A 26,740-nucleotide genomic window follows, 5' to 3' on the forward strand; every position below is an offset into this window, starting at 1 on the left:
GAAAATGCCCACGGCCCTGTGGTACTGTGAGAATATCGGAAATTCCGCGCTGCCCTATCTGCTGCTCGCCATGCCGATGGGCGGAGCCTATCTCTACGGGCAGAAGAAAACGCGCATCGCCTGGATATTGATCGGCGTCTGGGCCGTCGCGCAGATCGTCATGTCGGGCCTGACCAACGCCAATTGCGTCGGCTGACCTTCGATCCGAATAGAGAGCCGAGAGCGTGATCCGATGGGATCGGATCACGCTTCGGATCGGACGAGCGCGGGGTTTTCGTCAGAGCGGGGATCGCGTCAGAGAACGTGGACCTGCGTGCCGACCTTCACGCGGCTATAGAGGTCGGTGACGTCGCCGTTCAGCATACGTATGCAGCCGGAAGAGACGCCATGGCCGATCGTCCAGGGCTCGTTGGAGCCATGGATGCGGAACATCGTGTCGCGGCCGCCCGAATAGAGATACATGGCGCGCGCGCCGAGCGGGTTGTTGGCTCCGCCGCTCATATGGCGCGGCAGATCGGGGCGGCGGTGCAGCATGGCGGAAGGCGGCGTCCAGGCCGGCCAGGCCTCCTTGCGGCCGATATGGGTGTGGCCGCGCCAGGTGAAGCCCGGTCGGCCGACGCCGACGCCATAGCGGATCGCCTGACCATCGTTCATCGACAGATAGAGATAGCGGTTTTGGGTATCGACGGTGATCGTTCCCGGCCGCTGGCGGGTCGGATCGGCGACGACCGAGCGGGTCGACGAAGCTTCGCCGGCGAGCTGGCCGTCGGAATAGGACGGAGCGCTCGCGGCGGAACGTCCGCTGAACAGGAAGGCAAACGGGTTTTCGAAAGCCTGCGCGGCCGGCGCGGCGCAGCCGAACGCCAGAGCGAGCGCGACGGAAAGAGACGGACGACGAAAATTCATGATGGCTACTCCCTTCGAGGCCCTCGGGCCCTTCGAGCGGGAGGAAAATGCCGCGTGAGGCGCGCCGGTTCCGACGCCGGCGCGCTGTCGTCGCGCTTCATTCGAGACGAATTGAACGCGCAATTGACGGCTTTTGCGCGTTTTGAGCGATTTCGCGCCTCAGCGCGTCTCGGCGGCGGACGGCGGGGCCGCTACTGGGGCCGGCGTCGACGCCTGCGTGGCGGTCGGCGCGAGATTTGGCGCGCCCTTCGGCCGAGACGCGCCCTTGGGCCAAGAGAAGTCGTCGGCGCGGCCGGGCTGGCTCGGCTGTTCGCCGCCCTCTACGTAAATATGATCGACCAGCGCCCGCGCCGCTGTCGCGCGGGCCTCTTCTCCATTGGCGGCGGGCGATTTTCCGCGCCGGGCCAGCTCGCTGTCGGCGGCGATGGCGCTGGCCGTCAGCGATTGCAGCGGGCCGATCGCCGGACGATCGGGCAAAATGGGCGCGGCCGCCGGAACAGGGCCGCTCGGCGCGATGATCTGGATCGGCGGGGCGACGGCCGCCGCGGCCTCCGCGGGCGCGGTTTCCTCGGCGGATGGCCGCATGGACGGCTGGACGGGAGGCGCAGCGGCGGCGTCGGCCGGCGCCGCGTCGGGCGCCGGATGGCGCGCGTCGAACAGCCGTTTGATCTCGCCCTCGACGAAATGAGCGAGCTTTCGCGCGCCGACATCCGTGAAATGGACGCCGTCCGCCGATCTCAGCTTGACGATGCGTCCATTTATGTCCGGGCCGAAGGCCTGATATTGGTTGCGCTCATCGGCGAAGGCCTCCCAAATATCGATGAAAGGCGCGCTCTCCTGCGCCGCCGCGCGACGATAAATATCGTTGAGCTTGGCCATATCGGCGGCGAAATGCTCATTCTTGGTGACCGGCAGGCCGACCCAGACGAGCGGAATCTTCTTATCCCGAAAAGCGGCCCTGACGCTCTCCACGCGCTGGGCGTAGCGCTCGCGCCAGCGCGGCGACAGCGCCTCCATCGTCTCCGAGCCCTCGTGAATGGCCTGGCGATCGTTCGAGCCGATCATGATGACGGTCATGTCGATCTTGTCGCCGCCGGCCAGCAGCTCGCGCGCGGCTTTCGGCCAATCGAAAAAATCCTCGCGCACGAGGCCGGTGCTGTCCTTGGCCCTGTGCAAAATGCGAATGTCGGCGCGGTCCGAATAGGCCTCCTCCAAGCCGTCGGCCAGCATCTGCCCCAGGCTGTCGCCGATCACCGCCACATGGAAGGGCGGCGGAGCGTCGGGGTCCTCGGGCTTTTGGGTCTTCTCCTTTTTGGCGGCCTTGCTCTGGCCGCGCCAATAGGCCGGTGCGCTATATTCGCGATGTGGCACCAGGCGGCGCATTCGTCCGGTCTCATGTGCGGGCGGGCGCGCCTGCGGAGCGTGCGGCCTCCCGCCGAACAGCCCTTGAAAAAAATCCGCGACAGGGTCCTGCGCGCGGGCGCTCTCGACGCCGCCGAGGAGCAGCGCGACGAGAAGGACCGCGAGGAGGCCGAGAGAATGGGACAGGCTGCGCATATCGCCAATATAGCGCGGCCCCGGCGGCAAAGCGATCCGGCGTCCCCGCTGCGCGCGCATTGGCGGCCGCGCTCGCGCTGTCACCGCAGATGCGCGGGCGCCTGCGGATTATGCGCCGGATCGGTGTCGTGTTTGGAAAGCTTCTCGACCAGGCGGCCGCCGACCAGCGGCGCGAGATCGGCCTCGAGCGCGTCCGCGGCGGCTTTCGGATAGACCTCCTCGCCTTCGACATAAAGGGAGAAGGATTTGACGTGCTTGGCTTTCTTGACCGGATCCGCGATCGTCGCCTTGGTCCATTTATAGAGCGGAAAATGTTCGACGCCCTGTTTCTCCGCCTCGGCGACATAATGCGCGAAAGCGTCGAACTGATTGCTCAGCGCGGCGTGATGCTTGGCCAAAATCGCCGCGATCGGCGCGAGCGCGGCGTTCTGCGGATCGGTGCGGGCGAGCTCGGCGTAGTCGTCGCTGATGTTCAGCCGGATCTGATAGCGCAGCTCTTCGCTCATCTTCATGCTCCTCTGGTCGGCGAGACGGGACGCCGCGCCCCGGTCTGCGTCTTGGCGCGTCACGGGGACGATCGGCGCGCTCTGCGCGGGCTCGGCGAGCCCGAGCAGTGCAAAGCCGGCAAAGAGCGTGCGAATAGCGCTCGGCATATGAGCTTCCCTATGACGTCGCCCTGTCGCGTCGATGCAATATCCTAGTGAATAAGTAGATTGCGTCAACGCCCTCCGTTTCACCGCGCGGCGGCTTGACGCGGCGCCTCGCGCTCCGGCATCAATCCGCTTCCGGGATTTTGCGGAGCGGCGCATGTTCAAGCAATCGATCTTCGTCGGCGCGGTCCTGGCGCTGCTGTCGTTTTTCGCGCCGATCGGCGTCATGGCGGAGCCGGAGCGTGAGCGGAGCGCGGCAATCGATCCGGCGGAGGCGCGCGGCGGCGGCTCCTTCGATTTCTATGTGCTGACGCTCTCCTGGTCGCCGGCCTTCTGCGAGAGCGGCGGCGGCCGCGAATATCGTTCGCAATGCGAGCCCGGCCTCGGCAAGGGTTTTGTCACGCACGGCTTGTGGCCGCAATATGAGCACGGATTCCCCAGCGATTGCGACGGCGCCGCGACGCCCTCGCGCATGGCGCTCGACCATGCCTCAGGGGTCTATCCCGACGAGGGGCTGGCGCGGCACGAATGGCGCAAGCATGGCCGCTGCTCGGGCAAGAGCCCGAGCGATTATTTCCTCGATGTGCGCCGCGCGACGCAGAGCGTGACGATCCCTGCGCCATTCGAGCGGCCGCGGGAGGCGCAGCGCTTCGCGCCGCTCGATATTCAGCGCGCTTTCATCGCCGCCAATCCGCGGCTGCGGCCGGGGATGCTCGCCGTCACTTGCCGCAAGGGCGCGCTGCAGGATGTGCGCATCTGCCTTTCGCGCGATCTGCGCGAGTTCCGCCCCTGTCCCGAGATCGTGCGCGGCGCGTGCCGCGCGGGCGAAATCTCCGTGCCGGCGCCGCTGTAGACGATGAATTATCGCCATGGGTTCCACGCCGGCAATTTCGCCGATGTGTTCAAACATGCGCTGCTGGCGCGGCTTCTCCTCTGTCTCACGCGCAAGGAGACGCCGTTTCGCGTCATCGACACACATGCGGGGGAGGGCGCCTATGACCTTTCCGCAGACGCAGCCGAGCGCACCGGCGAATGGCGCGGCGGCGTTGCGCGGCTCGCCGATCTCTCCGGCGCCGATGCGCGATCGCGCGAATTGCTCGCGCCCTATCTCGATGTCGTGGGGCCGCTCGGCGCCGATGGACGGCCGGCGCTCTATCCCGGCTCGCCGCTGATCGCGACGCGATTCATGCGCACGCAGGATCGCGCCGTCTTCTGCGAATTGCGGCCCGACGCATATGACGCGTTGCAGACGCGCTTTGCGCGCGACAAGCGCGTCAAGACCATTCATCTCGACGGCTATGTCGGCCTCTCGGCTTTCGTGCCGCCGAAGGAGCGGCGCGGGCTCGTGCTCGTCGATCCGCCTTTCGAGCAGCGCGACGAGACCGAGCGTATGCTGAAGGCCTTGCTCGAGGCGCATCGCAAATGGCCGACGGGCATTTATGCGCTGTGGCGGCCGATCAAGGACGCGGCGGAGTCTCGCTGGCTGATCGGCGCCTTGCGCGAGAGCGGCGTGAAGAAGATCTTGCGTCTCGATCTTTCGGTGGGCGGCGCCGATCTGGATACGAAATTGCGGAGCACGGGGCTCATCGTCGTCAATCCGCCCTTCACCTTCGAGGAGGAGGCGAGGGCGATTTGCGCCTTTCTCGAAAAGCGGCTGGCGCAGGGGCCGGGCGCGAAATGCGAGATCGAATGGGTGAGCGGCGAGTGAGATTCGAATCTCGCGCGCCGTCCCTGTCGTGAGGAAATCCGTGATCGCGCTGTGCATGTCCGAAATGCGGCCGAGCCCTGCTGTCCAGCTCGTGCTAAAATCATGCGTCGATGTGATCGAGCTGCTCGGCCCGTCGATTTTCGACCAGACGCCCGGAGGCGCGCATGAGGTTTTTCGTCGCATTTTTGTGTAACATCGCCACCATGACGTTCGCGGGATCGTGTTTCGCTTTTTCGCCGACCTATTTCACATGGCCGGATCACAGCGGATACAATCTCGATCAGATCTTGCGGATCGAAAGAGCGCCGACGCCGGAATTCGGCGGGTTCTTCTGGTCCCACCAATTCTACGTCGGCGACAAGAGCGATCATGACACGATGTATATGGGCCTGCAGCAACAGCAGGACGGCAGACGAAACGTGATCATGTCGATATTCTACAAGCCGACGACGGTCGTCGACGCGAATAGCGTCAAATGCCCTCTGCCGGCGGATCGCTACATTTCGTGTCAGGCGTCGCAGAATGCCGGCGACCAGGCTCCCGGCGCGCAGATCGTCGCGACCTATCCCTGGGTCGAGGGTCGTGATTATCGGCTGCGCGTCTGGAATGTCGACGGAAGCTGGTGGAACTTCTACGTCATGGACATGACGACGAAGGAGGAGACCCTTTTCGGCTCGATCGACAGCCAGGACTTCCCGAAAGGACGTCTCAATCCGACGAATTCGAGCGTCCAGTGGGAGGAAGTGTTCGGCGGTCAGCAGAGCCGCGGCAATTGCGCCTATTCGCCGCAAAAAGTCGTGTGGACGAGCCCCACGATGGACAATCTCGGCGTGGCTCCGAAGACATATGGCTATGACGGGACGCAAGCGCCTTTCAAGATCTTTCCCGAAGCCGGGAACAGGCATTACGAGACGCTCACCTGCCCGCTCGGCGGCGTGCCGATGGGCAATTACGGGGCGAGCGCCTGCTATTATCTCGGCGACGCCGGAAAATCCTGCTCTGATGTCTGCACCTCGGCGCGAACCCTGCCGACGACGACATGCAGCGCGGCGGTCCCCTACACGCTCGGTGGAATCGCCTCCGATCGCGTGACATCGCCCTATCTCGGCACGCCCGGGCAGGGAGGGGATGTCGGAAGATGCGACAGCGTGCTGGCGGCGCTCCAGCTGCCGAAAGCGGAGGCCGGCACGCGCATAAATCCCCAGGAGGGGCTCGGCTGCCACCGCTATGCCCCCAAGAGCTGGTGGCTCTTGAAGCCCGACACGACGGCCGCCTCGTCGGCGCCCGGCGCGCAGCGCGTTTGCGGCTGCGGTCCCTGAGCCAGACGAGAGGGGAGAGCGAGGCGCGGCTCCGCGCGACGACGCGAGAGGCGGGATCAAATCTCCGGCGCGGCGCCTCGCGCGGCGCCGGTCGTCATCGCGCCTATGCCTTCAACATGGGCTTCACGCGGCTGCCGCCCCTGACAGCCGCGACGAGCGCCAATGTCAGCGCCATGCCGTCCTCCCTTGCGTCTCAGCCTTCTGGAACCTCGCGCACGGCGCCGCGCGCGGCGCTGGTGGTCATGGCCGCATAGGCGCGCAGCGCCTTCGAGACTTTGCGCGCGCGTTTCGCCGGCTTCCAGGCGTCCTTGCCGCGCGCTTCTTCCGCCGCGCGGCGCTTCGCCAGCTCGTCATCGGAAACGGCGAGGCGGATGGAGCGCGCCGGAATGTCGATCTCTATCGAATCGCCCTCGCGTACCAGGCCGATGAGCCCGCCCTCGGCCGCCTCCGGCGAGACATGGCCGATGGAGAGGCCCGATGTGCCGCCCGAAAAACGCCCGTCGGTGATGAGCGCACAGGCTTTGCCGAGGCCTTTCGATTTCAGATAGCTCGTCGGATAGAGCATCTCCTGCATTCCGGGGCCGCCGCGCGGGCCTTCATAGCGGATCACCACCACATCGCCGGCGACGATCTTTCCGTTCAAGATCGCATCGACCGCGGCGTCCTGGCTCTCGAAGACGCGCGCCGGGCCGGCGAATTTCAGAATGGAATCGTCGACGCCCGCCGTCTTCACGATGCAGCCGTCGAGCGCCAGATTGCCGGTGAGAACCGCGAGACCGCCATCCTTGGAGAAAGCGTGGTCCGCGTCGCGCACGGCGCCCTTCTCGCGATCGAGATCGAGCGCGTCGAAACGGCGGCTCTGGCTGAAGGCCACTTGCGTCGGCACGCCGCCGGGCGCGGCGCGGTAGAAAGTCGCGACGCTCTCGCTATTGGAGACGCGCACGTCCCAGCGCGACAGCGCCTCGCCGAGCGTGGCGGAATGGACGGTGGGGAGCTCCGTATGCAGCAGGCCGGCGCGCGCGAGCTCGCCGAGAATGGCGTAGATGCCGCCGGCGCGATGCACATCCTCGAGGTGAATGTCCGGCACGCTGGGCGCGACCTTGCACAGAACCGGCACGCGCCGCGACAGGCGATCGATATCGGCCATCGTAAAGGGAACTTCCGCCTCATAGGCGGCGGCGAGAATATGCAGCACGGTGTTGGTGGAGCCGCCCATGGCGATGTCGAGCGTCATCGCGTTCTCGAAAGCCTCGAACTTCGCGATGGAGCGCGGCAGCACGCTGGCGTCATCCTGTTCGTACCAGCGGCGGGCGAGATCGACGATGAGATGGCCGGCCTCGACGAAGAGGCGCTCGCGATCGGCGTGCGTCGCCAGCACAGTGCCATTGCCGGGCAGGGCGAGGCCGAGCGCCTCGGCGAGGCAGTTCATCGAATTGGCGGTGAACATGCCGGAGCAGGAGCCGCAGGTGGGGCAAGCGGAACGCTCGATGACCGCGACGTCGGCGTCGCTGACCTTGTCGTCGCCGGCGGCGACCATGGCGTCGACGAGATCGAGGGCGTGAGCCTCGCCATGCAGCGTGACCTTGCCGGCCTCCATCGGCCCGCCGGAAACGAAGATGGTGGGAATGTTCAGCCGCAGCGCGGCCATCAACATGCCTGGGGTGATCTTGTCGCAATTGGAGATGCAGACGAGAGCGTCAGCGCAATGGGCGTTGCACATATATTCGACGCTATCGGCGATGATCTCGCGCGAGGGCAGGGAATAGAGCATTCCGTCATGGCCCATGGCGATGCCGTCATCGACGGCGATCGTGTCGAACTCCTTGGCGACGCCGCCGGCCTTCTCGATCTCGCGCGCGACGAGCTGGCCCAAGTCCTTCAGATGCACATGGCCCGGCACGAATTGCGTGAAGGAGTTGGCGACGGCGATGATCGGCTTGCCGAAATCATCATCCTTCATGCCGGTGGCGCGCCACAGGCCGCGCGCGCCCGCCATATTGCGTCCATGGGTGGTGGTGCGGGAGCGGAACGGCGGCATTGGGCGGCTCTCTTCTTCTTGCAAAACGCGTGTTCCCGGATGCACTATCCCAACGAGCAAGGCCCCGCAACCAGTCGACGCCCATCGAGCCCCGGCGTCGGGAGGCGGGCGGCTCGGCCCGCGCCCGTCATGCGGGGCGCGGCGCGAAGCGCGCCGTCCAGCAGTTTTATTTCGAACGATATAGGCGAATACGCTCAGGTCTCCTGAAAAATCGGCTCCCGCCCGAGGATTGCGTTAACGGAAAATTAAGGTATATTACTTGCGTGTATTTTCGGGGTCGATGCGTATGTGGTTGGATTACAGCGACTCGCGGGAGATCGCGTGGTCCCATAGGCCAACGCTGAAGTCGAAGCGTATTTCTCTGTATAATTTCGCCGCTGGATTTGCGGCCTTCGATATGATCGCTCTCCTCTTCACCGGTTTCCTATGCGCCGATCTTTTCAGCTCGCCGCGATTTTCGGGCCAGCCGCCGCATGACGGGCAAATCTGGGCGATTTTCTTCGCCGCGGCTCTGCAATTCGGTCTGGCGCATATTTTCGAGCTGTATCGGACGCCCACCATATTGGACCGCCGCCATGTGCTGAGGCGCGCGGCTCTTTCCTTTCTGTCCACCTTCGCCATGATGATCTGCATCGCCGCGGCGACCAAGTCGGCGGAGAGCTATTCTCGCCTCTGGTTCTTTTCCTGGGCCACGACCAGCGCATCGCTCGCCATCGTCGCGCGCGCTCTGGTCCTGAAGCGCATTCGGCGGGCGCTCTCGGAGAGCGCCTTCGTCCATCGCGCCTTGTCGGTCGGCGTGTTCTGCGCGCCGCTGCATCCGCGAGAGATCGAGGGCGAGACCCGCAACGAGGAGGTCGTCGTCGGCTACGCCAAATATAACGATCTCGCCGAGCTCGCGGATTTGTCGGATCGCATCGTCCAGGACGAGATCGATCACGTCTATCTCGCGGCGCCATGGGACAAGATCCCGCTCGTTCTCCGCAATCTCGATCTGCTGCGACATTTGTCGACCCGCGTGTTCGTTCTGCCGGCCGATCGGCGCGTTCTCGCGGATATGTGCGGCGTCGCGAAATTCGGCGACCGCATCTCCTTTTGCGGCATGGAGGAGCCGATCCACGGCTGGAGCTTGTGGTTCAAGCGGCTCGAAGACATTGCTATCGCCAGTTGCGCCCTCGTCGCGCTCGCGCCCTTGATGGCCGCGACAGCCCTCGCGATCAAGCTCGACTCTCCGGGCCCTGTCTTTTTTCGTCAAAAGCGCGTCGGATTCAATGGCCGCATTTTCCAACTGTGGAAGTTCCGTTCCATGTTCGTGGAGCAGACAGACCCGCACGCCGCCGTTCAGACGAGCCGCGACGATCCGCGGGTCACGCGCGTCGGTCGTCTGATTCGCCGCTCGAGCATCGACGAATTGCCGCAGTTATTGAATGTGATCGTGGGGGATATGTCGATCGTCGGCCCGCGGCCTCATGCGTTGTCGACCAAGACAGACGGGCGCAATCTCGAGGAGCTCGTCGACTATTATGCGGTGCGCCACAGGGTGAAGCCGGGCATGACCGGCTGGGCGCAAGTCGAGGGATTTCGTGGCGAGCTGGACACGCTCGACAAGCTTCGCAACCGGGTGGATTGCGACCTCTATTATATCGACAATTGGACGTTGATGCTGGACATCGGCATCATATTTCGAACGCTGAAGATGGTGCTCCACGATTCTCGCGCCTATTGACGCGGCAATCATCGTTCGAGAGGCGGGGGAGGGCGCGTTTCGGCGAGGAGCCGCGATTCGCCCGCTTCGTCGCCGTCAATACTCCCGGATCGCATCCTTGATGATCACGACGCCGACGGCCTTGTCGGCGTCCATGCCGCTCGACAATCGATGCGGGCCGAGATGGTCCTTGCTGTCGGGATATCGATTGAGCATCACCAGTTCGATCAGCGGCGAGCCGCAATCATAGAGACTGTCGTCCTCGCCATGGACCATGACGCGCGCCGCTGGCGGCAGCTTCTGCAAGGCTTCGATCAACTCGCCGACCGTCTTCGGGCGTTCTCTGGTGAATGTCGGTTCGTCGGGCAATGTGATCTCCTCTGGAGCGTTTTCCGCCGGCGCCTCTGGCGTCGGACGGCTCATGCAAGAAACGGAGCGACGCTCGCCGGCGCGCTTCGGGCGGCGCAGAAGAGTCGGGAGGAGGGTGGAATTGACCACCCGCCGAGAATGGCCCGAGCCCATCGGGGAAGATGTGCGCGAACGCACAGGGCCGATAGCCTCTTTCGCCGGCGTAGCTGCCGCTATTTTCGGCGGCGTCCGTCTGCGCATGGTCGAGGCGGCGCCGAGCCTCATTGCGGCGCTGCTTATTGAAGCCCCGGCGCGCGGCGATATTTGACAGCTCGGCCATTCACCGAGGCACAGTCGGGCGTCACGAATGACGGCATTGTTTTCGCTCGATCGACTCTTGACGAGACATATCGCTGCGGGGTCGCTGACGCTCGTCGGGCCGGACGCCGGCGTGCGCCGTTTCGGGCGTGGCGCGCCGGAGGTGACGATCGAGATAAAGGATCGCAATCTCGCGCAAAAGCTGATGCTGGCGCCCGATATCGCGCTGGGCGAAGCCTATATGGACGGCTCTTTCACCGTCGCCAGCGGCGACGTCTATGATTTTTTCGATCTGTGCTTCGCCAATTTCGGCCGCGGCTACGGCCATTGGCTGTGGCGCGCCGGCGCCATGGCGCGGCGCCTGCAAAAGCGCATCGGGCGCAGCAATTCGCTGAGCGCCGCGCCAGACGAAATCCGCTCGCATTACGATCTCTCGGACGAGCTCTATTCGCTGTTTCTCGATTCCGAGCGTCAATATTCCTGCGCCTATTATCTCACGCAGGAGGATACGCTCGAGCGGGCGCAGGAGCAAAAGCTCGCGCATCTCGCCGCCAAGCTGATGCTGCGGCGCGGACAGCGCGTGCTCGACATCGGATGCGGCTGGGGCGGCCTCGCGCTCTATCTCGCGCGCGTCGCCGATGTCGAGGTGACGGGCCTCACCTTGTCGCAGGCGCAATGCGACCATGCGCGACGGCGCGCGCGGGAGACGGGGCTCGACAATCGCGTTCGCTTTGTCCTGCGCGATTATCGCGAGGAGACGGCCTGCTATGATCGCATCATATCGGTCGGCATGTTCGAGCATGTGGGATACGGCCGCTATTGCGAATTTTTCGGCAAGTTGCGCGATCTTCTGGTCGACGACGGCGTCGCCTTGATGGACACGACCGGCAGCGCCGCGGGGCCCGGCGCCGGCAGCCCATGGATCGAAAAATATATCTTCCCCGGCGGCCATGTGCCCGCTCTCTCGGAGATCGCGTCGGCGATCGAGCGCGCCGGGCTCTTTGCGACCGACATTGAAATTCTCCGCCTCCACTATGCCGAGACGTTGAGAATGTGGCGGCGGCGATTCAAGAACAATTGGTCGCGCGTCGCCGAAATATACGACGATCGGTTCTGCCGAATGTGGGATTTCTATCTCGCGAGCTGCGAAGCGGGATTTCGACATTCCGGCCTCGTCGACTTCCACATTCAGCTGGCCAAGCGCATCGACGCGGCGCCGCTCACGCGCGACTATATGTATCGCTCGATCTGACATTCGAAGGAGACGATCGCATGGCGTCCGGCGACGAGACCAATGGAGTTCGCGAAGCTGTCGGCGTGTTCGACGCGGCCGATGCGCTGCAAGAGGCGGTCGACGAATTGCAGACCTCCGGCTTCGATCGCGCCGACATCAGCCTGATGGCCGGCGAGCTGACGGTGCAGCAAAAGCTCGGTCACGCATATGAGAAAGCCGAGGATGTCGCAGACGACCCCGATGTTCCGCGCGGCGCCTATATCTCGCCCGAGTCGATCGGCGAGGCGCAAGGCGCGCTGGTCGGCGGCCTCGGCTATATAGGCGCGATCGGCGCGGCGGGGCTGATCTTCGCGAGCGGCGGAACCATGGCGGCCGCGCTCGCGGCGGCGGCCATCGCCGGCGGCGGCGGCGGGCTGGTTGGAGCACTCTTCGCCAGGCTGATCGGCGAGCATCACGCGCAATATCTGCAAGAGCAGCTGGATCGCGGCGGCATATTGCTATGGGTGCGCACGCGCGACGCCGCGCATGAGAAAAGCGCCGTCGATATTCTCAACAAGCACTCTGGCCGCGACGTCCATGTGCATGGCGTGCCCGACGCGCCTTTGTGAGAGGCGCGCGGTCTTCTTGGTCTCGGCGGCGAACGCGAAGATTCGTCGCCGAGACGCATTTTGAAAATCAGCGTCGTCGCGCCGGTCCCTGACCAGAATGGAAATTTGTCGGTAAATCGCGCCACGAGCCATTGATTTCGAGGCGATGACGGAACGAGAATTCCCCGCAAAACGAACGCAAATTTTCCGGCAATAGTCAGGGATGAGTCAATGACGCGGCTCGTTATGGCCGCAAGCCCATCAATTCGTCTCCCTGAAAAACAGCCGCCGTCTCCGGTTCGGCATCGAACGCGCACTCCCTCGCCATCCAATTCGGCACGAGCCCGTGTTCGTGCAGTTTCTCTACGACCGACTCGCGACAGAGCGAGCACGGGGTTTTCTCGTACAGGTGGAGCAGCACTTCGCGGCTCTCGTCCGGCGGGACGGTGACATCGTCAAGCAGGCTGAGAATCGATGCGCCAACCCCGTGCCATCCATCCTCATCGAGTTGGATGTTTCGCACCGCGCTTTCGATTGCGCTGAAATCACCGGGTTGATAGCTCCCGCAAAGCAGCCGAATGGCTGCGGCGAGCGTCGCCTCTTTCTGGAGGAACCAGAAAGCGAGATCTCTGACCTTGGCGTCGTTCAGCCTTTGCAGCACCCTGACCGCCTGCCAAGAGATTCGTCTGTTCTCGCCATTGACCAACGGGAATAGCGTCTCGGGATCCAAGGGATAGTCGCGCATGGTGAATATCCTGAGATAGGCGCGAATCCTCACATCGTCTCTCGTGACCAAGAGATCCCGCGCTGCCGCAATCAGGTCGTCGGCGGCGGCGGACTTGATCCAAGAGCGCGGAAACCCCTTCTTCGGATCGAGCGTTGCCTTCACCGTCAAATAGCTTGGGATGTCCTTGTCTTGGTCCCCTTGGGCGACGGGCTGGTCGGACCGCTGATCTCCAGCCGCGAGTGACATCAACCGGTCGAGTTCGGCGGAAATCGATCGCGCCTTTTCCAATGCGGCGGCGGTCGCCACGGCTCCGTCCTTGTCGCTCAGAGCGTCGACCCACGAGCGGTAGGCCCAGCCATCCTCTTCAAGGAAGTTTTGCAGTAGTTCAGAGTGATACAGTCGGATCAGGAGAAGGAAGACTTCCAGCCCTTCGAGGCGTATCAGTTCTTCGCCGCATGGCTGCGCCATACGCGGGAAATGGGCGTTTCTGACGGCGTTGCTTTCGACGAAATCCCGCAGGCGGCGACGTTCGGCACCGGTCCGTGCGGTCGCGAGAAGGCAGAGGACGCCGAAGATCTGCACGATGTCCCGGTCGTCGTTTTCCGGCTTGAAATCGTCCAGACAAGGCAGCAGGTTCGTCCAGTAAAGCGGGCTTCGCCCGGTCATGGCGATCAGTCGATTAAGATACGGCGCTCTCCCTTCCTCGCATTGCGGATCATAGATCTGGACCGTCTTGCAAGCCGCGAGAAGCGCCGCCTGCAACTCCTCGTTCGACGGGTTGGAGGCCAGTATGAGTGCGGCCCGTCCCGAGCCTTTCCTCAGGGAATCTCGGAAATTTGTAAGATCCTCGGACATCGCATCTCCAGCCGAGCTGGCTCGGTCACTGACGCCGGAGTGCTGGGCGACCCCAAATGGCTTCGCCAGCAATCCCTACCGGATTTTAAAGGTCAATAAAAAGGCGGTCGGCTAAAGGCCGAGGTCGAACAGATTCGAAGTGCGCAGCAGAACATCGAGCGGGATGGAAGGTTAGCGCTACCGGCGTTTGAAACTCCGCCCTTGCCGACCAACTCCTGCTTTGCTCACTTAGCTCCTTGACAGCGAACGAGACTCGATCGCCGTCAAGGCGTTTGCTGGTAAATTTGTGTTCGGTTTACCGGAGGATTTCATGCCGCTGCCGGAATCTTTTCGTTCCCGTCAGGCGGTCGCCGTTACGCTCAGCTGCAGCCTGTGGTGCTGCCGCAGGTCTCGCATTTCAGGCATGTTCCATTGCGCACGAGCGTGAAATTCGCGCATTCGGGGCAGGCTTCGCCGACATAGCCTTTCATCCGCGCTTCGGCGCGCTTGTCGGCGACGCTCTCCACCGGGCGCGTCGGCGCCGTCCAGCCGAGCTCGGACAAGGGCTGCTCCACTTCCTCGGCGGGGCTCTCGCGCAGCGCCGTCGCGCCGCCGCGCACCAGCATCAGCCGATCCGTCTTGGAGCGCAGCAGGCCTTTCGAGACGATGGACGAAGCGCTCTCCGGCGCCTTGCCCTCATGCTCGCCCTTGCCGAGCACGTCATGGCCGATATCCTCTGGCGACACATGGGCGAGGTCGTTGCGGCCGAGATAGGAGATCGCCAGCTCGCGGAACACATAGTCCAGAATGGAGGTGGCGTTCTTGATCGCGTCATTGCCCTGCACGAAGCCCGCAGGCTCGAAGCGCGTGAAGGTGAAGGCGTCGACATATTCCTCGAGCGGCACGCCATATTGCAGGCCGAGCGAGATGGCGATGGCGAAATTATTCATCAAGCTGCGGAAGGCCGCGCCTTCCTTGTGCATGTCGATGAAAATCTCGCCGAGGCGCCCGTCCACATATTCGCCCGTGCGCAGATAGACCTTATGGCCGCCGACGGCCGCCTTCTGCGTATAGCCTTTGCGGCGATCGGGCAGCTTCTCGCGCTCGCGCACCACTTGATGCACCACGCGCTCGACGATGCGCTCGGCGATGGCCGCCGCGCGCGCCGGCGCATTGGCGGAGATGATCTCCTCGGCGACTTCCTCCGCCTCGTCGTCCGCGTCGGAGACGAGCTGCGAGGAGAGCGGCTGCGACAGCTTGGAGCCGTCGCGATAGAGAGCGTTGGCTTTCAGCGCCAGCTTCCAGGACAGGAGATAAGCCGCCTCGCAATCCTCGATCGTGGCGTCATTGGGCATGTTGATCGTCTTGGAGATCGCGCCCGAGATGAAGGGCTGCGCCGCCGCCATCATGCGAATGTGGCTCTCGACCGAGAGATAGCGCTTTCCCGTGCGCCCGCAGGGATTGGCGCAATCGAACACGGGATAGTGCTCCGTCTTCAAATGCGGCGCGCCCTCCAGAGTCATGGCGCCGCAAATGTGGACATTGGCGGCCTCGATGTCCTGGCGCGAGAAGCCGAGATGGGTGAGCAGATCGAAGCTCGCATCTTCCAGCGCCGCCGCCGGAACCTTCAGCGCGCCGGTGAGGAAATCCGCGCCGAGCGTCCATTTGTTGAAGACGAATTTGATGTCGAAGGCGGAGGCCAGCGCCTTTTCCACCGTCTCGATCTTCTCGTCGGTGAAGCCGCGCGCGCGCAGTGAGGTCGTGTTGATCGCCGGGGCGTTGGAGAGCGAGGCGTGGCCGACGGCGTAAGCCTCGATCTCTGCGATCTCGGACTCTCTATAGCCGAGGGCGCGCAGCGCTTCCGGCGCGGCGCGATTGACGATCTTCAAATAGCCGCCGCCGGCGAGCTTCTTGAATTTCACCAGAGCGAAATCCGGCTCTATGCCGGTGGTGTCGCAATCCATGACGAGGCCGATCGTGCCGGTCGGCGCGACGACGGAGACTTGCGCATTGCGATAGCCATGCTCCTCGCCGAGCGCGAGCGCCTCGTCCCAGGCGCGCGTCGCGCGGGCGATGAGCGCCGCATCGGGGCAGGCGGCGTGGTCGAGCGGCACGGGCGCGGTCGCGAGGCCCTCATAGCCGGCGCGCTGGCCATGGGCGGCGCGGCGGTGATTGCGAATGACGCGCAGCATGGCTTCGCGATTGGCCTCGAAGCCCGAGAAGGGGCCGCGCTCCTTGGCCATTTCCGCCGAGGCGCGATAGGCGACGCCGGTCATGATCGCCGAGAGCGCGCCGCAGAGCGCACGGCCGGCCTCGCTGTCATAGGCGATGCCGGAGGACATCAGCAGGCCGCCGACATTGGCGTAGCCGAGGCCGAGCGTGCGATATTCGTAAGAAAGTTGCGCGATCTCCCGCGAAGGGAATTGCGCCATCAGCACGGAGATTTCCAGCACGATGGTCCACAGCCGCACGGCGTGCTCGTAGGAATCGACGTCGATGCGCTTCGTCTGCGGATCGCGGAACTGCAGCAGGTTCAGCGAGGCGAGATTGCAGGCCGTGTCGTCGAGGAACATATATTCCGAGCACGGATTGGAGGCGCGTATGGCGCCGCCGGCCGGGCAGGTGTGCCAATCGTTGATCGTCGTGTGGAACTGAATGCCGGGATCGGCCGAGGCCCAGGCGGCGTAGCCGATCTTCTCCCACAATTCGCGAGCCTTCAGCGTCTTGGACGGCTTGCCGTCGAGACGGCGCGTCAGCGTCCAATCGCCGTCGGTCTCCACCGACTTAAGGAATTCGTCGGTGACGCGCACGGTGTTGTTGGAGTTCTGGCCGGAGACGGTGAGATAGGCCTCGCTGTCCCAATCCGTGTCATAGGTGTCGAAGGAAATGTCCTTATAGCCCTGACGCGCGAATTGAATGACACGCTTGATGTAATTGTCCGGCACCTCGGCGCGGCGTGCGGCTCTGATCTCGCGCTTCAGCGCAGGGTTCTTCTCCGGGTCGAAGCAGTCGAAGCCCGGCCCCTCGCAATTGACGCAGGCGCGCAGCACGGCTTTCAGATGCTTCTTGACGATCTTGGAGCCGGCGACGAGCGAGGCGACCTTCTCCTCCTCCTTCACCTTCCAATCGATGAAGGCCTCGATATCGGGATGGTCGACGTCGACCACTACCATTTTGGCGGCGCGGCGCGTCGTGCCGCCGGATTTGATCGCGCCCGCCGCGCGGTCGCCGATCTTCAGGAAGGACATGAGGCCGGAGGAGGAGCCGCCGCCCGAGAGCTTTTCCTTCTCGCCGCGGAGCTTGGAAAAATTGGAGCCGGTGCCGGAGCCATATTTGAACAGGCGCGCCTCGCGCACCCAAAGATCCATTATGCCGCCGTCATTGACGAGATCGTCCTCCACCGACTGGATGAAGCAGGCGTGCGGCTGCGGATGCTCATAGGCGGTCTTGGACTTGGTCAGCTTGCCGGTTTGATAATCGACATAGAAGTGGCCCTGGCTGGGGCCGTCGACGCCATAGGCCCAATGCAGGCCGGTGTTGAACCATTGCGGCGAATTGGGCGCCGCCATCTGGCGGGCCAGCATGTAGCGCAATTCGTCCTGAAAGGCGGAGGCGTCCTCCTCCGTGTCGAAATAGCCGCCCTTCCAGCCCCAATAGGCCCAGGCGCCGGCGAGACGGTCGAACACCTCGCGCGCCGAGGTCTCGGAGGAATAGCGCTCCGCCTTGGGCAGAAGGGCGAGCGCCTCCGAATCGGGAATGGAGCGCCACAGGAAGCTCGGAACCTCGTGCTCCTCGACGCGCTTCAGCCGCGCCGGCACGCCGGCCTTGCGGAAATATTTCTGCGCCAGCACGTCGACGGCGACCTGGCTCCAATCGGCCGGCGCGTCGATGTTCTCGAGCGAGAACACCACCGAGCCGTCAGGATTGCGGATCTCGCTACGCGCCGCGCGAAACTCGATATCCGCATAAGGGGACTGTCCGGCTCTGGTGTGGCGTCGGTCGATCTTCATCTCGTCCTATTCCTCGAAAAATATGCGCGCGAAACCGCGCGCGGCCGCTGGCGTCGGCCGTGTGGAAGCGTCGATTTTGTGGGACTCTACGTGGGGAAACGCAGATACCGACGCCTCGCCGCGATAAAAGGGCCGCCGTCGCGACGAGGCGCGCAGCGCGGGCGAGCATCGAGGCGAGCGCCGCCCGTTCGGGGCGCGCTGCCGGGCCTCTTCGATCTTCCGTCGCTGCGTCATAGGTGACACTCCGACAGTGCGTCAGTCCGGGGACGGCGTCAAGATATGGTGTGACTAATTAATTTGGTGACAACATGTTGCAGAAAGTCGTGGATTATGGGGAGAAGCCGACTCGGGCGTGGCTGTGAGAGTCGACGCGCGCGCCATTTTCGGCAAGGCGGCCCGATCGGGATGATTCTCCCATTCGATTTTCCTCGTCTTGACGTGGCGGGGCGCGGAGGAGTTAGTTGCGCGCTGGCGGCGCCGGGGCAATAGGCGCCAGAAAGGCCTTCAGGAGGTTAGTCATGTCATTCGTCGTCGCGCGCCGGGGGTTCCTGGCCGCCTTGTCGCTAGCAGCTCTGGCCTCGTCGGCCGCGCTCGCTCACGGCCCCTCGCGCCAGAAGGTGACGGAGACGATCGAGATCGCCGCTCCGGCCGAGAAGGTCTGGGCCATCGTCGGCAATTTCCAGGATCTGAGCTGGCTCCCGCCCGTCGCCAAGACAGAAGGGCAGGGCGGCAACACGCCCGACAAGGCGACGCGCCATCTCACGCTGAAGAATGGCGGCGAGATCGACGAGTTGCTCACCAAATATGACGAAAAGGACTTCTCGCTCGCCTATCGCATCGAGAAGGTCGATGTGAAGATCCTGCCGGTGAACAATTACTCCTCGACGATCACGGTGAAGCCGCAGGGCGACAAGAGCGTCGTCGAATGGCGCGGCGCCTTCTACCGCGGCTTCCCCAACAACGACCCGCCGCCGGAACTCTCGGACGAGGCGGCTCTGAAGGCCGTGACCGATCTCTACAAGGCCGGCCTCGCCTCGCTGAAGGCCAAGGTCGAAGGCAAGTGATCGTCAAATCCTGGGGCAGGGCGGCGCGCGCCGCCCTTCTCGGGCTCGTTCTCGCTTCGCCCGCGGGAGCGGACGAGGCTTTCGTCACCAATCAGGGCAGCGGCGATCTCACCATCGTCGATCTTTCGACCATGGCGCCCGTCGCGACCCTGCCGATCGGCGGCAAGCCGGCCGGCGTCGCCGTCTCGGCGGATGGCGCGCGCGCCTATGTGACCAGCCCGGAAGGCAAATATCTCTCCGTCGTCGACACGCGCGAGCGGCGCGTCCTGCGCAAGATCCCGCTCGAGGGCGGTCCGCTCGGCCTCGCCGTCGCGCCGGACGGCAAGCGCGTCTATGTCGCCGATATGTACGAGCAGCGGCTCTTTTCGGTCGATCCAGAGTCGGGCGTCGTCGCCACGGCGCAAGTCGGCGTCACGCCCTCGGGCGTCGCGGTGACGCCGGACGGAAAGACGATCCTCGTCGCGATTCGCGACGCCAATAAAATCGCCTTTGTCGATGCGGCGTCCTTTCAAAAGCTCGGCGAGCTCGAGGTCGGCCGCCATCCTTTCGGCGTCACCATCGACGCGGACGGAAAGCGCGCCTATTCCGCCAATGTCGAATCGGACGATGTCAGCATCATCGATCTTTCGAGCCGGCGCGTCATCGCCAGGGTGAAGGTCGGCAAGCGGCCCTATTGCGTGGCGCTGGCGCAGGGCAGGGGCTTCGTCACCGACCAATATGCGGAATCGGTCAGCGTCTTCGATCTTTCGACCTTCGCGCCGGTGGCGCAGGTGAAGGTCGGCGAATATCCAGAGGGCATCGGCGCGAGCCGGGACGGCAAGACCATCTATGTCGCCAACTGGTTCACCAATGAGTTCTGGTCGATCGCCGCCGACAGCCTGAAAGTGGTCGCCAAGGCCAAGACCGGCGACGGCCCGCGCGCCTTCGGGGCTTTCATCCGCGCGACGAATTGACATGCTCCGGCCGCACGCCGAGGCCGACCAGCCGCGCCGGAATTTGCCGTAGGACCGGGAAGACGTCCAGAAGCCGCAGCGCCAATGGCGGGTCGAAAGGCTTGTCCGCGGCGAGCACATTGCTGATCACGCGATTTTGAATGAAGAGCTGCAGCCGCTGCGTCATCCGCGCCGGAAATTCCCGGCGCTTCTGCACGGCGCCGACATCCGCGTCGGTCAGCGTTCCATCGCGCAGCTTTTCGGCGAGCAGATTGGCGGTCGCCACGGCGTCCTGAATCGCCAGATTGACGCCCACGCCGCCGACAGGCGACATCGCATGGGCGGCGTCGCCGATGCAGAGCAGGCCCGGCCGGCTCCAATTCTTCAAGCGATCGACCTGCACGGTCAGCAGATTCACATCCTCCCAATCGCGCAAATCCTCGACGCGATCGGCGAGAAAGGGAACGCAATCGGCGATGGCGTGACGAAATTCGTCGATCCGGCGGCCGCGCAGCGCCTGCGCTCGGCCCTTGGGGATCACATAGCCGATCTGCCAATAGGCGCCGCGCTCGATCATCGCCACCATGCGCCCGGGCGCGACGCGGCCGAATGTCTCCTCCGGGTCGTCCGCCTCGCGCCGCAGCTTGAACCACAGCACATCCATCGGCGCGCCGAAATCCTCGACCTCGAGGCCTGCCGATTCGCGCATTCGCGACGTCCGCCCATCCGCGGCGATGGTGAGATCGGCTCGGATCTCGAGCGGCCCCTCCGGCCCCGTGGCGCGCACGCCGACGATGCGGCCGTCCTCCTCGACGAGGCCCTCGGCGGCAGTCTGCATCAGCAAGCGGAAATTTTGCAGCTTCTTCGCCTCGCCGGCGATGAAGTCCAGAAAATCCCACTGCGGCATGAAGGCGACGAATTTGCACAAGGTCGGCAGGCCGCGGAAATCGGCGATGACGAATTTGCGGTCCCCCAGAAAGGCCGAGAGCTGAAACGCCTTGCGATGCGGCAGCTTCAGAAACTCTTGCAGCAGGCCGAGCTCGAAGACGAGTTGAAGCGTCGAGGGGTGGATCGTGTCGCCGCGAAAATCACGCAGGAAATCCGCGTGCTTTTCGAGGACGATCGTCTCGACGCCGGCGCGGGCGAGCAGAAAACCCGCCATCAGCCCCGCCGGGCCGCCGCCGACGACACAGCATTTCGCGGAAATCGTCGCCATCGGCCGCTCCCTGAATCGAAGGCCGCCAGCGGGCCCCTTCGCCTTTATGGTCAGTTCAGCAGCGGTTTTCCATTCGCATCCTTCACATTGGCCGCCCAGCTCTTGCGGATGAGAGTCACAACGGAGGGCGGCATGGGCTCGAAATCGAGCTCTTCGGCCGCCGCTGCGCCTTTGGCGAAGGCCCAGTCGAAGAATTTCAGGGCCTCCAGCGCCGCCGCCGAATCCTGCGGCTGCTTGGGCAGCAGAATGAAGGTCGCCGCCGCGATCGGCCAGGAGGCGGCGCCCGGCTGCCCGGTGAGCAGGCGGAAAAAGCCCGGCGCGCTCGCCCAATCGGCGTTGGCGGCGGCGGCCTCGAAGCTCTCCTTGCCCGGCGCGACGATCTTGCCGTCGCTGTTCACCAGGCTGACGGTGGTGAGCTGGTTCTGCCTGGCGTAGGCGAATTCCACATAGCCGATGGCGCCCTTCGTCGTGGCGACATTATTGGCGACGCCTTCATTTCCCTTGGCGCCGAGGCCGAGCGGCCATTCCACGGCGACGTTCTCGCCGACCTTCTCCTTCCAATCGGCGGAGACGCGGGAGAGATAATCGGTGAAGCAGAAAGTGGTGCCGGAGCCGTCGGAGCGATGCACGACGACGATCGGCTTCGCCGGCAGAGTGAGCTTCGGATTGCGGGCGCGGATCGCCGGATCGTCCCAAAGCTTGATCTCGCCGAGGTAGATGCGGGCGAGGAGCGGCCCGTCGAGGACGAGTTCATTGGCTCCGATCCCATCCAAATTGACGACGGGGGTGACGCCGCCCACCACTTGCGGCCATTGGATGAGCCCGGCGGCGTCGAGTTCCTTCGCCGTCAGCGGCTGGTCGGAGGCGCCGAAAGTGACGGTGCGCGCCTTGATCTGCCGTATGCCGCCGCCCGAGCCGATCGATTGATAATTGACGCGATTGCCGGTTTCCTTCGAATAGCTCTGCGCCCATTTGGCGTAGACGGGCAGGGGAAAAGTCGCGCCGGCGCCGGAAATATCGAGGGCGCGCGCGCTCCCCATGGAAAGGATTGCCGCTAGCGCGGCGTGAACAATGAGCCTCGAAGCCTTGGAAATCATGCGGCCGTCCCTTGGAATTTCGACGCGAGGCTCTTGTCCGCGAGAGCTGGAAGTCAATGGTTTCAGCTCTCTGCGGCGCGCCTTGGCGGCGCGGCGGCTGTCGTCTTTCTGTCACACGCCTCCTTTTCCACGACTTCGCGCCAAAAGCAAAGCTCACGACGCGGAAGTGGCGCGCCCGACTGGACATTGCGCCGTCTTGACGCAATAAGGAGCCACGCAAACATTCTTGGACGCTTCCGACATGTCCTACATCATTCGCTTCTTCACCTGGTGGAACCGGGCGACGCTCAGCACGGGCCTGTGGACGCTGCTCTATGGTGAGCGCGTCGGGACGGATGAGTTCGGCAACGTCTATTACCGCCGCCGCGGCGGCAAGAAGGACAAGGCGCTCGGCTTCGAGCGCCGCTGGGTCATCTATAAGGGCTATGCCGAGGGCTCGGCGACGCCGCCCGGCTGGTATGGCTGGCTGCACCACACGGTCGACACGCCGCCCACCCAGGAGAAATACGCGCCGAAGGAATGGGAGCTTCCCTATCGCCCCAATCTGACCGGCACTTCTGCCGCTTATCATCCGCCTGGTTCGATCCTGGCGGAGGGCCGCCGCGCTCCCGCCGGCGGCGACTATCAGGCCTGGACCCCCGAGGCTTGAGGCGAGACGGTCGCGGCTTCGCCCGCGACCATCGATCCGCCACGCTCTTCCTATTCAACGACGGCGCATGAGGCGCGGGCGGCCGGCCCGAGCCAGAGATCGGAAACGAGACCCGATTATGATCTCCCGCTGCTTCCGCCTGCGTTTCGCTCTGTCCGGGGCCGCCTTGCTCATTGGCCTCGGCGCGGCGGCCGCCGATCCGATCCGCAATCCGACCGCTATATTCGCCGGGCTCGACAAGACGACCGGCCGAATCATCAATTTCGACGTCGCTATAGACGAGACCGTGCAATTCGGCTCGCTGCAGGTGACGCCCCGCGTCTGCAACACGCGTCCCCAGACCGAAGCCCCTCAGACAACGGGATTCGTCGAGGTCGACGAGCAGGATACGGGGAAGAACGAGGCCAAGCGGATTTTCTCCGGCTGGATGTTCGCCGCGAGCCCCGGCCTGCATGGCGTCGAGCATCCCGTCTATGACGTCTGGCTGGTCGATTGCCGCGGCGGCAAGGAGACGGTTCAGGCTCCCGCGAGCGAGCCCGCCGCCCCGGCCGCTCCGCAGGAGAAGAAGCGCTCCCGCTCGCGCAAGGTGGAGCCAATCGCCCCCGTTCCGGTCGAGGCGGCGCCGATCGGGCCGCGCGATTCGGTTCCGCCAGAGGGCGCGAAGGCCCCGGAGAGCGCCGAGCCCGCGGCCGCGGCGCCGGCCGAAAAGCCCAAGAAGAAGAAAAAGAAGCCGTCGGCTCAGCAGGCTCCGGCGCCCGCTACGGCTCCATCGCCTTTTCCGTTCTGATCTCCGGCTCCCGCCGCAATATGGCGACGATCTCGCGTCCGGGCACGGGCGAATCGTCCGGCCAGGCGGCGAAGCGGGCCGGAGCCGACAAAGCCTCTTCCAAAAGCCCATGATAGGCGTCGCGGCCTATCTCGATCGCCCCGAGCGAGGCCAGATGCGTGGTTATGAATTGCGTGTCGAGCAGGCGGAAGCCGCCTTTGACCAGCCGCGCGACGAGATGCGCCAGCGCCACCTTGGAGGCGTCGGTCTCGACGTGGAACATGCTCTCGCCGAAAAAAGCGGCGCGCATGGAGACGCCATAGAGGCCGCCGACCAGCCGCCCCTCCCGCCAGCACTCGACCGTATGGGCGAAGCCCATGTCGAACAGCTTGCGATAGAGCCGCTTGATCTCAGAATTGATCCAAGTGTTCTCGCGCTTGGGCGCGGAGGCGGCGCAAGCCGCTATCACGGCGTCGAAATCCGTATCGACCCGGACCTCGAAATGGTCCGAGCGAATGGTTTTGGCGAGCGAACGCGAGACCTTGAACGCATCCAGCGGGAAAATGGCGCGCTCCTGGGGGTCGACCCAGAAAAGCTGCTCTTCGTCGGCGCTTTCCGCCATAGGGAAAAGGCCGATCGAATAGGCGCGCAGCAGGATCTGCGGCGTGATGGCGTAATCTGCGTGTGAAGGGCGCGACATTTCGCAGATTGTAGCGCAATGCGCGCCGGAATCGAGAGCGTTCCACTCCAGGTGAGCGGAGATCGAGCGCGAATGCGCTCGGCCCCCTCGTCTTCGTCGTTGAACCCCGCCCCGTCCAGCTATCGCTGGCCGACCCTCCGAAGGGGAGGGTGGATAGGCCCCGCCGCGTCTTCGGCGTCGTCAGCCCTCGCCGATCACCTCGAGGAAGCTGTGCGCATCCTCCTTGCGCTCGAAGACATGCGGAGCGATGCCGCGCTTGCTCAGCGCTTCCTTGAGCTTCAAGCGCAGGAAGGCGCTGGTCGTATAGCGCGTCGTCGTCAGATAATAGTTCTCCAGCATATATTGGATCATCTCCGCATAGTAATCGTAGAGATGCTCGCTGATGCGGAAATTGTCGAGATTGACGACCTGATTGACACGCTTGTCGATCTTCTGGCAGGCATCGATCAGCATTTTGCGCAGATCGTCGATATCGCGCTTGGAGCGCGCGCTCCAGCCCTCGAGATTGAGGAACTGAATATTGCGATCGGCGTCATAACTCACGCGATCCTGCAGATCGAGATTGAGCAGATCGGAGATCAGCCCCATCGGCTCGTCGATGAAGATGCGCCTGTCCATCGGGATCGGATGCTTGACGATGGGCTTGAAGTCCATATGCGGGAGAATGTCCCGCTCTATGTCTATGCCCGGTGCGACCTCGATCAGCTCTAGGCCTTCCTTCTTCAGCTGGAAGACGCAGCGCTCGGTGACATAGATCACCGGCTGCTCGCGCTTCTGCGCATATTTGCCGCTGAACGTCACCTGCTCGACGAATTTCAGGAATTTGCGCGCGCGGCCTTCCTTGAGGATTTTCACCTCGCCGTCCTGAATCGCGATCTCGAGCCCGCCGGCCGTGAAAGTGCCGGCGAAAACGACGCTGCGCGCGTTCTGGCTGATGTTGATGAAGCCGCCGCAGCCGTTGAGGCGTCCGCCGAAGCGGCTGGTGTTCACATTGCCCTGCTCGTCGCATTCGGCCATGCCGAGGCAGGTCATGTCGAGGCCGCCGCCGTCATAGAAGTCGAATTGCGTGTTCTGATCGATGATCGAATCGGCGTTGGTGGCCGAGCCGAAGGAGGAGCCCGAGGCGAGCACGCCGCCAATGGCGCCGGCTTCCGTCGTCAGAGTGATGAAGGGCGTGAGCTTCTCTTCATTGGCGACTGCGGCTATGCCCTCCGGCGCGCCGACGCCGAGATTGACGACGCCATTGGGCGGCAGCTCGAAGGCGGCGCGGCGTGCGATGATCTTGCGCGCGTCGAGCGGCATTTTCGCCATGCTCTCGACCGGGACGCGGATCTCTCCGGCCAGCGCCGGATTGTACATGACGCCGTAATTCATCCGGTGCAGCTCGGGCTGATCGGCGACGACCACGCAATCGACCAGAATGCCCGGAACCTTCACATCCTTCGGGCGGATGGAGCCGGCCTCGACGATGCGCTCGACCTGGGCGATGACGATGCCGCCATTATTATGCGCGGCCATGGCCTGGGCGAGCACGTCCAGCGTCAGCGCCTCCTTCTCCATGCTGATATTGCCGGAAGGGTCGGCGCTGGTGCCGCGGATGAAGGCCACGTCGATCTTGGTCGCCGTGTAGAAGAGCCATTCTTCTTCGTCGATGACGACATGCTTGACGATCTCTTCCGTCGTCACTTCGTTGACGCGGCCGCCGCCGAAGCGCGGATCGACATAAGTATAGAGGCCGACCTTGGAGAAGAGGCCGGGCTGGCCCGCGGCGCAGGCGCGATAGAGCTGGGAAATGACGCCCTGCGGCAGGTTGTAGCCGAGAATCTTGTTCTCGGCGGCGGCCTGTGCGACCTTGGGCATACGGCCGAAATTGCCGGCGATGACCCGGCGCAGCAGGCCCTCGTGGTGCAGGCGGCCAGTGCCGAGCCCTTTGCTGTCGCCGGCGCCGGCGGTCATGATGAGCGTGAGGCCGCGCGGCCCGCCGGTCTCGACGAAGCGCTTCTCCAGCGCGGCGTGCAGCGCCTCCGGAATGCAGCTCTGAACAAAGCCGGTCGTGGTCAGAACGTCATTTTCGCTGATGAGCGCAATTGCTTCGTCGGCGGTAATGACCTTGTTGTTCTTGTTGTTCATTTCCCTCTGGTTTCCTCCTCGCGGCCCGGCAGGGCGAAGGCCGCGGGCGCTCGTCTTTTCCCGCATCCGCCATTCATGGGCGCCCGGTGTCGAACCGGCGCCGACACTAGAGTTTGCGACAGGGTTTCGCAATAGCGCCAGGAAAAGGCCGCAGTCGCGAAAGAGCGCCAAATCCGTCCGGCGACTGCGTCTCGGCGTCGCAGCGAGGCGAGCGCATTGCGGCGCCGGAAAGCGCGTCTTCCGTGGAT

At 64.2% G+C, this 26,740-nt stretch carries 22 protein-coding genes; 11 read left to right on the top strand and 11 right to left on the bottom strand.

Features of this window, described 5'->3' with window-relative positions:
• Positions 1-4 precede the first annotated feature (4 nt).
• On the top strand, positions 5-196 hold the full coding sequence (locus C5689_RS06665; RefSeq protein ID WP_108916486.1) for a hypothetical protein: 192 nt from the start codon (positions 5-7) through the stop codon (positions 194-196).
• 98 nt (positions 197-294) lie between these two features.
• Here C5689_RS06665 and C5689_RS06670 read toward each other — a convergent pair whose 3' ends face one another.
• The 3 genes from C5689_RS06670 to C5689_RS06680 form a co-directional block, all read right to left on the bottom strand.
• Positions 295-906 (bottom strand): L,D-transpeptidase, encoded by a 612-nt coding sequence (locus C5689_RS06670; protein WP_108916557.1) that lies wholly within the window; start codon positions 904-906, stop codon positions 295-297.
• A 159-nt stretch (positions 907-1,065) separates the two neighbouring features.
• On the bottom strand, positions 1,066-2,463 hold the full coding sequence (locus C5689_RS06675) for an SGNH/GDSL hydrolase family protein (RefSeq protein WP_108916558.1): 1,398 nt from the start codon (positions 2,461-2,463) through the stop codon (positions 1,066-1,068).
• 80 nt (positions 2,464-2,543) lie between these two features.
• Positions 2,544-3,116, bottom strand: coding sequence for a hypothetical protein (locus C5689_RS06680; protein WP_306432194.1), 573 nt, complete (start codon positions 3,114-3,116; stop codon positions 2,544-2,546).
• A 154-nt stretch (positions 3,117-3,270) separates the two neighbouring features.
• Here C5689_RS06680 and C5689_RS06685 point away from each other — a divergent pair, with 154 nt between their 5' ends.
• The 3 genes from C5689_RS06685 (at position 3,271) to C5689_RS06695 (ending at position 6,140) form a co-directional block, all read left to right on the top strand.
• The gene (locus C5689_RS06685; RefSeq protein ID WP_108916487.1) at positions 3,271-3,966 is read left to right on the top strand and encodes a ribonuclease T2 family protein; all 696 of its coding nucleotides are present in this window, start codon (positions 3,271-3,273) and stop codon (positions 3,964-3,966) included.
• A gap of 3 nt (positions 3,967-3,969) precedes the next feature.
• Positions 3,970-4,821, top strand: a complete 852-nt coding sequence (locus C5689_RS06690) for a 23S rRNA (adenine(2030)-N(6))-methyltransferase RlmJ (RefSeq protein ID WP_108916488.1) — start codon at positions 3,970-3,972, stop codon at positions 4,819-4,821.
• Positions 4,822-4,985: 164 nt separating this feature from the next.
• The gene (locus C5689_RS06695) at positions 4,986-6,140 is read left to right on the top strand and encodes a DUF3472 domain-containing protein (RefSeq protein WP_146188349.1); all 1,155 of its coding nucleotides are present in this window, start codon (positions 4,986-4,988) and stop codon (positions 6,138-6,140) included.
• Between the two features lie 193 nt (positions 6,141-6,333).
• Here C5689_RS06695 and ilvD read toward each other — a convergent pair whose 3' ends face one another.
• Positions 6,334-8,178 (bottom strand): dihydroxy-acid dehydratase, encoded by a 1,845-nt coding sequence (gene ilvD, locus C5689_RS06705; protein WP_108916491.1) that lies wholly within the window; start codon positions 8,176-8,178, stop codon positions 6,334-6,336.
• A 397-nt stretch (positions 8,179-8,575) separates the two neighbouring features.
• On the opposite strand from ilvD, the gene C5689_RS06710 reads away from it, so the two are divergent.
• Positions 8,576-9,901 (top strand): exopolysaccharide biosynthesis polyprenyl glycosylphosphotransferase, encoded by a 1,326-nt coding sequence (locus C5689_RS06710; RefSeq protein ID WP_244594609.1) that lies wholly within the window; start codon positions 8,576-8,578, stop codon positions 9,899-9,901.
• A gap of 75 nt (positions 9,902-9,976) precedes the next feature.
• Here C5689_RS06710 and C5689_RS06715 read toward each other — a convergent pair whose 3' ends face one another.
• Positions 9,977-10,249 (bottom strand): hypothetical protein, encoded by a 273-nt coding sequence (locus tag C5689_RS06715; RefSeq protein ID WP_108916560.1) that lies wholly within the window; start codon positions 10,247-10,249, stop codon positions 9,977-9,979.
• 376 nt (positions 10,250-10,625) lie between these two features.
• On the opposite strand from C5689_RS06715, the gene C5689_RS06725 reads away from it, so the two are divergent.
• Positions 10,626-11,798, top strand: coding sequence for an SAM-dependent methyltransferase (locus C5689_RS06725; RefSeq protein WP_244594610.1), 1,173 nt, complete (start codon positions 10,626-10,628; stop codon positions 11,796-11,798).
• Positions 11,799-11,818: 20 nt separating this feature from the next.
• Positions 11,819-12,388, top strand: a complete 570-nt coding sequence (locus C5689_RS06730) for a hypothetical protein (RefSeq protein ID WP_108916495.1) — start codon at positions 11,819-11,821, stop codon at positions 12,386-12,388.
• A gap of 223 nt (positions 12,389-12,611) precedes the next feature.
• On the opposite strand, the gene C5689_RS06735 is transcribed toward C5689_RS06730, so the two are convergent.
• Entirely contained in the window at positions 12,612-13,949 is a 1,338-nt protein-coding gene (locus tag C5689_RS06735; RefSeq protein ID WP_146188350.1) for a hypothetical protein, read from the bottom strand.
• A gap of 359 nt (positions 13,950-14,308) precedes the next feature.
• On the bottom strand, positions 14,309-17,938 hold the full coding sequence (locus C5689_RS06740; protein ID WP_108916497.1) for a vitamin B12-dependent ribonucleotide reductase: 3,630 nt from the start codon (positions 17,936-17,938) through the stop codon (positions 14,309-14,311).
• A 518-nt stretch (positions 17,939-18,456) separates the two neighbouring features.
• On the opposite strand from C5689_RS06740, the gene C5689_RS06745 reads away from it, so the two are divergent.
• Both C5689_RS06745 and C5689_RS06750 read left to right on the top strand, forming a co-directional pair.
• Positions 18,457-19,002: an SRPBCC family protein gene (locus C5689_RS06745; RefSeq protein ID WP_108916498.1), complete on the top strand. Its 546-nt coding sequence runs from the start codon at positions 18,457-18,459 to the stop codon at positions 19,000-19,002.
• Entirely contained in the window at positions 18,999-19,955 is a 957-nt protein-coding gene (locus C5689_RS06750) for a beta-propeller fold lactonase family protein (protein ID WP_108916499.1), read from the top strand. Before C5689_RS06745 ends, C5689_RS06750 begins: the two co-directional genes overlap by 4 nt.
• On the opposite strand, the gene C5689_RS06755 is transcribed toward C5689_RS06750, so the two are convergent.
• Complete coding sequence (locus C5689_RS06755; protein ID WP_108916500.1) at positions 19,936-21,150, bottom strand: FAD-dependent oxidoreductase; 1,215 nt, start codon at positions 21,148-21,150, stop codon at positions 19,936-19,938. The two genes, C5689_RS06750 and C5689_RS06755, sit on opposite strands and share 20 nt — an antisense overlap.
• A gap of 50 nt (positions 21,151-21,200) precedes the next feature.
• Positions 21,201-22,247: a phosphate ABC transporter substrate-binding protein PstS gene (gene pstS, locus C5689_RS06760; RefSeq protein ID WP_108916501.1), complete on the bottom strand. Its 1,047-nt coding sequence runs from the start codon at positions 22,245-22,247 to the stop codon at positions 21,201-21,203.
• A gap of 241 nt (positions 22,248-22,488) precedes the next feature.
• Here pstS and C5689_RS06765 point away from each other — a divergent pair, with 241 nt between their 5' ends.
• Complete coding sequence (locus tag C5689_RS06765; protein WP_108916561.1) at positions 22,489-22,896, top strand: NADH:ubiquinone oxidoreductase subunit NDUFA12; 408 nt, start codon at positions 22,489-22,491, stop codon at positions 22,894-22,896.
• A gap of 118 nt (positions 22,897-23,014) precedes the next feature.
• Positions 23,015-23,683, top strand: coding sequence for a DUF2155 domain-containing protein (locus tag C5689_RS06770; protein ID WP_108916502.1), 669 nt, complete (start codon positions 23,015-23,017; stop codon positions 23,681-23,683).
• On the opposite strand, the gene aat is transcribed toward C5689_RS06770, so the two are convergent.
• Entirely contained in the window at positions 23,655-24,362 is a 708-nt protein-coding gene (aat, locus tag C5689_RS06775) for a leucyl/phenylalanyl-tRNA--protein transferase (RefSeq protein ID WP_108916503.1), read from the bottom strand. The genes C5689_RS06770 and aat overlap by 29 nt on opposite strands.
• A 180-nt stretch (positions 24,363-24,542) precedes the next feature.
• Positions 24,543-26,492, bottom strand: a complete 1,950-nt coding sequence (locus C5689_RS06780; protein WP_108916504.1) for an acyl CoA:acetate/3-ketoacid CoA transferase — start codon at positions 26,490-26,492, stop codon at positions 24,543-24,545.
• Positions 26,493-26,740: the final 248 nt, after the last annotated feature.

The sequence above is a fragment of the Methylosinus sporium genome (assembly GCF_003113265.1).
GTDB classification, from domain to species: domain Bacteria; phylum Pseudomonadota; class Alphaproteobacteria; order Rhizobiales; family Beijerinckiaceae; genus Methylosinus; species Methylosinus sporium.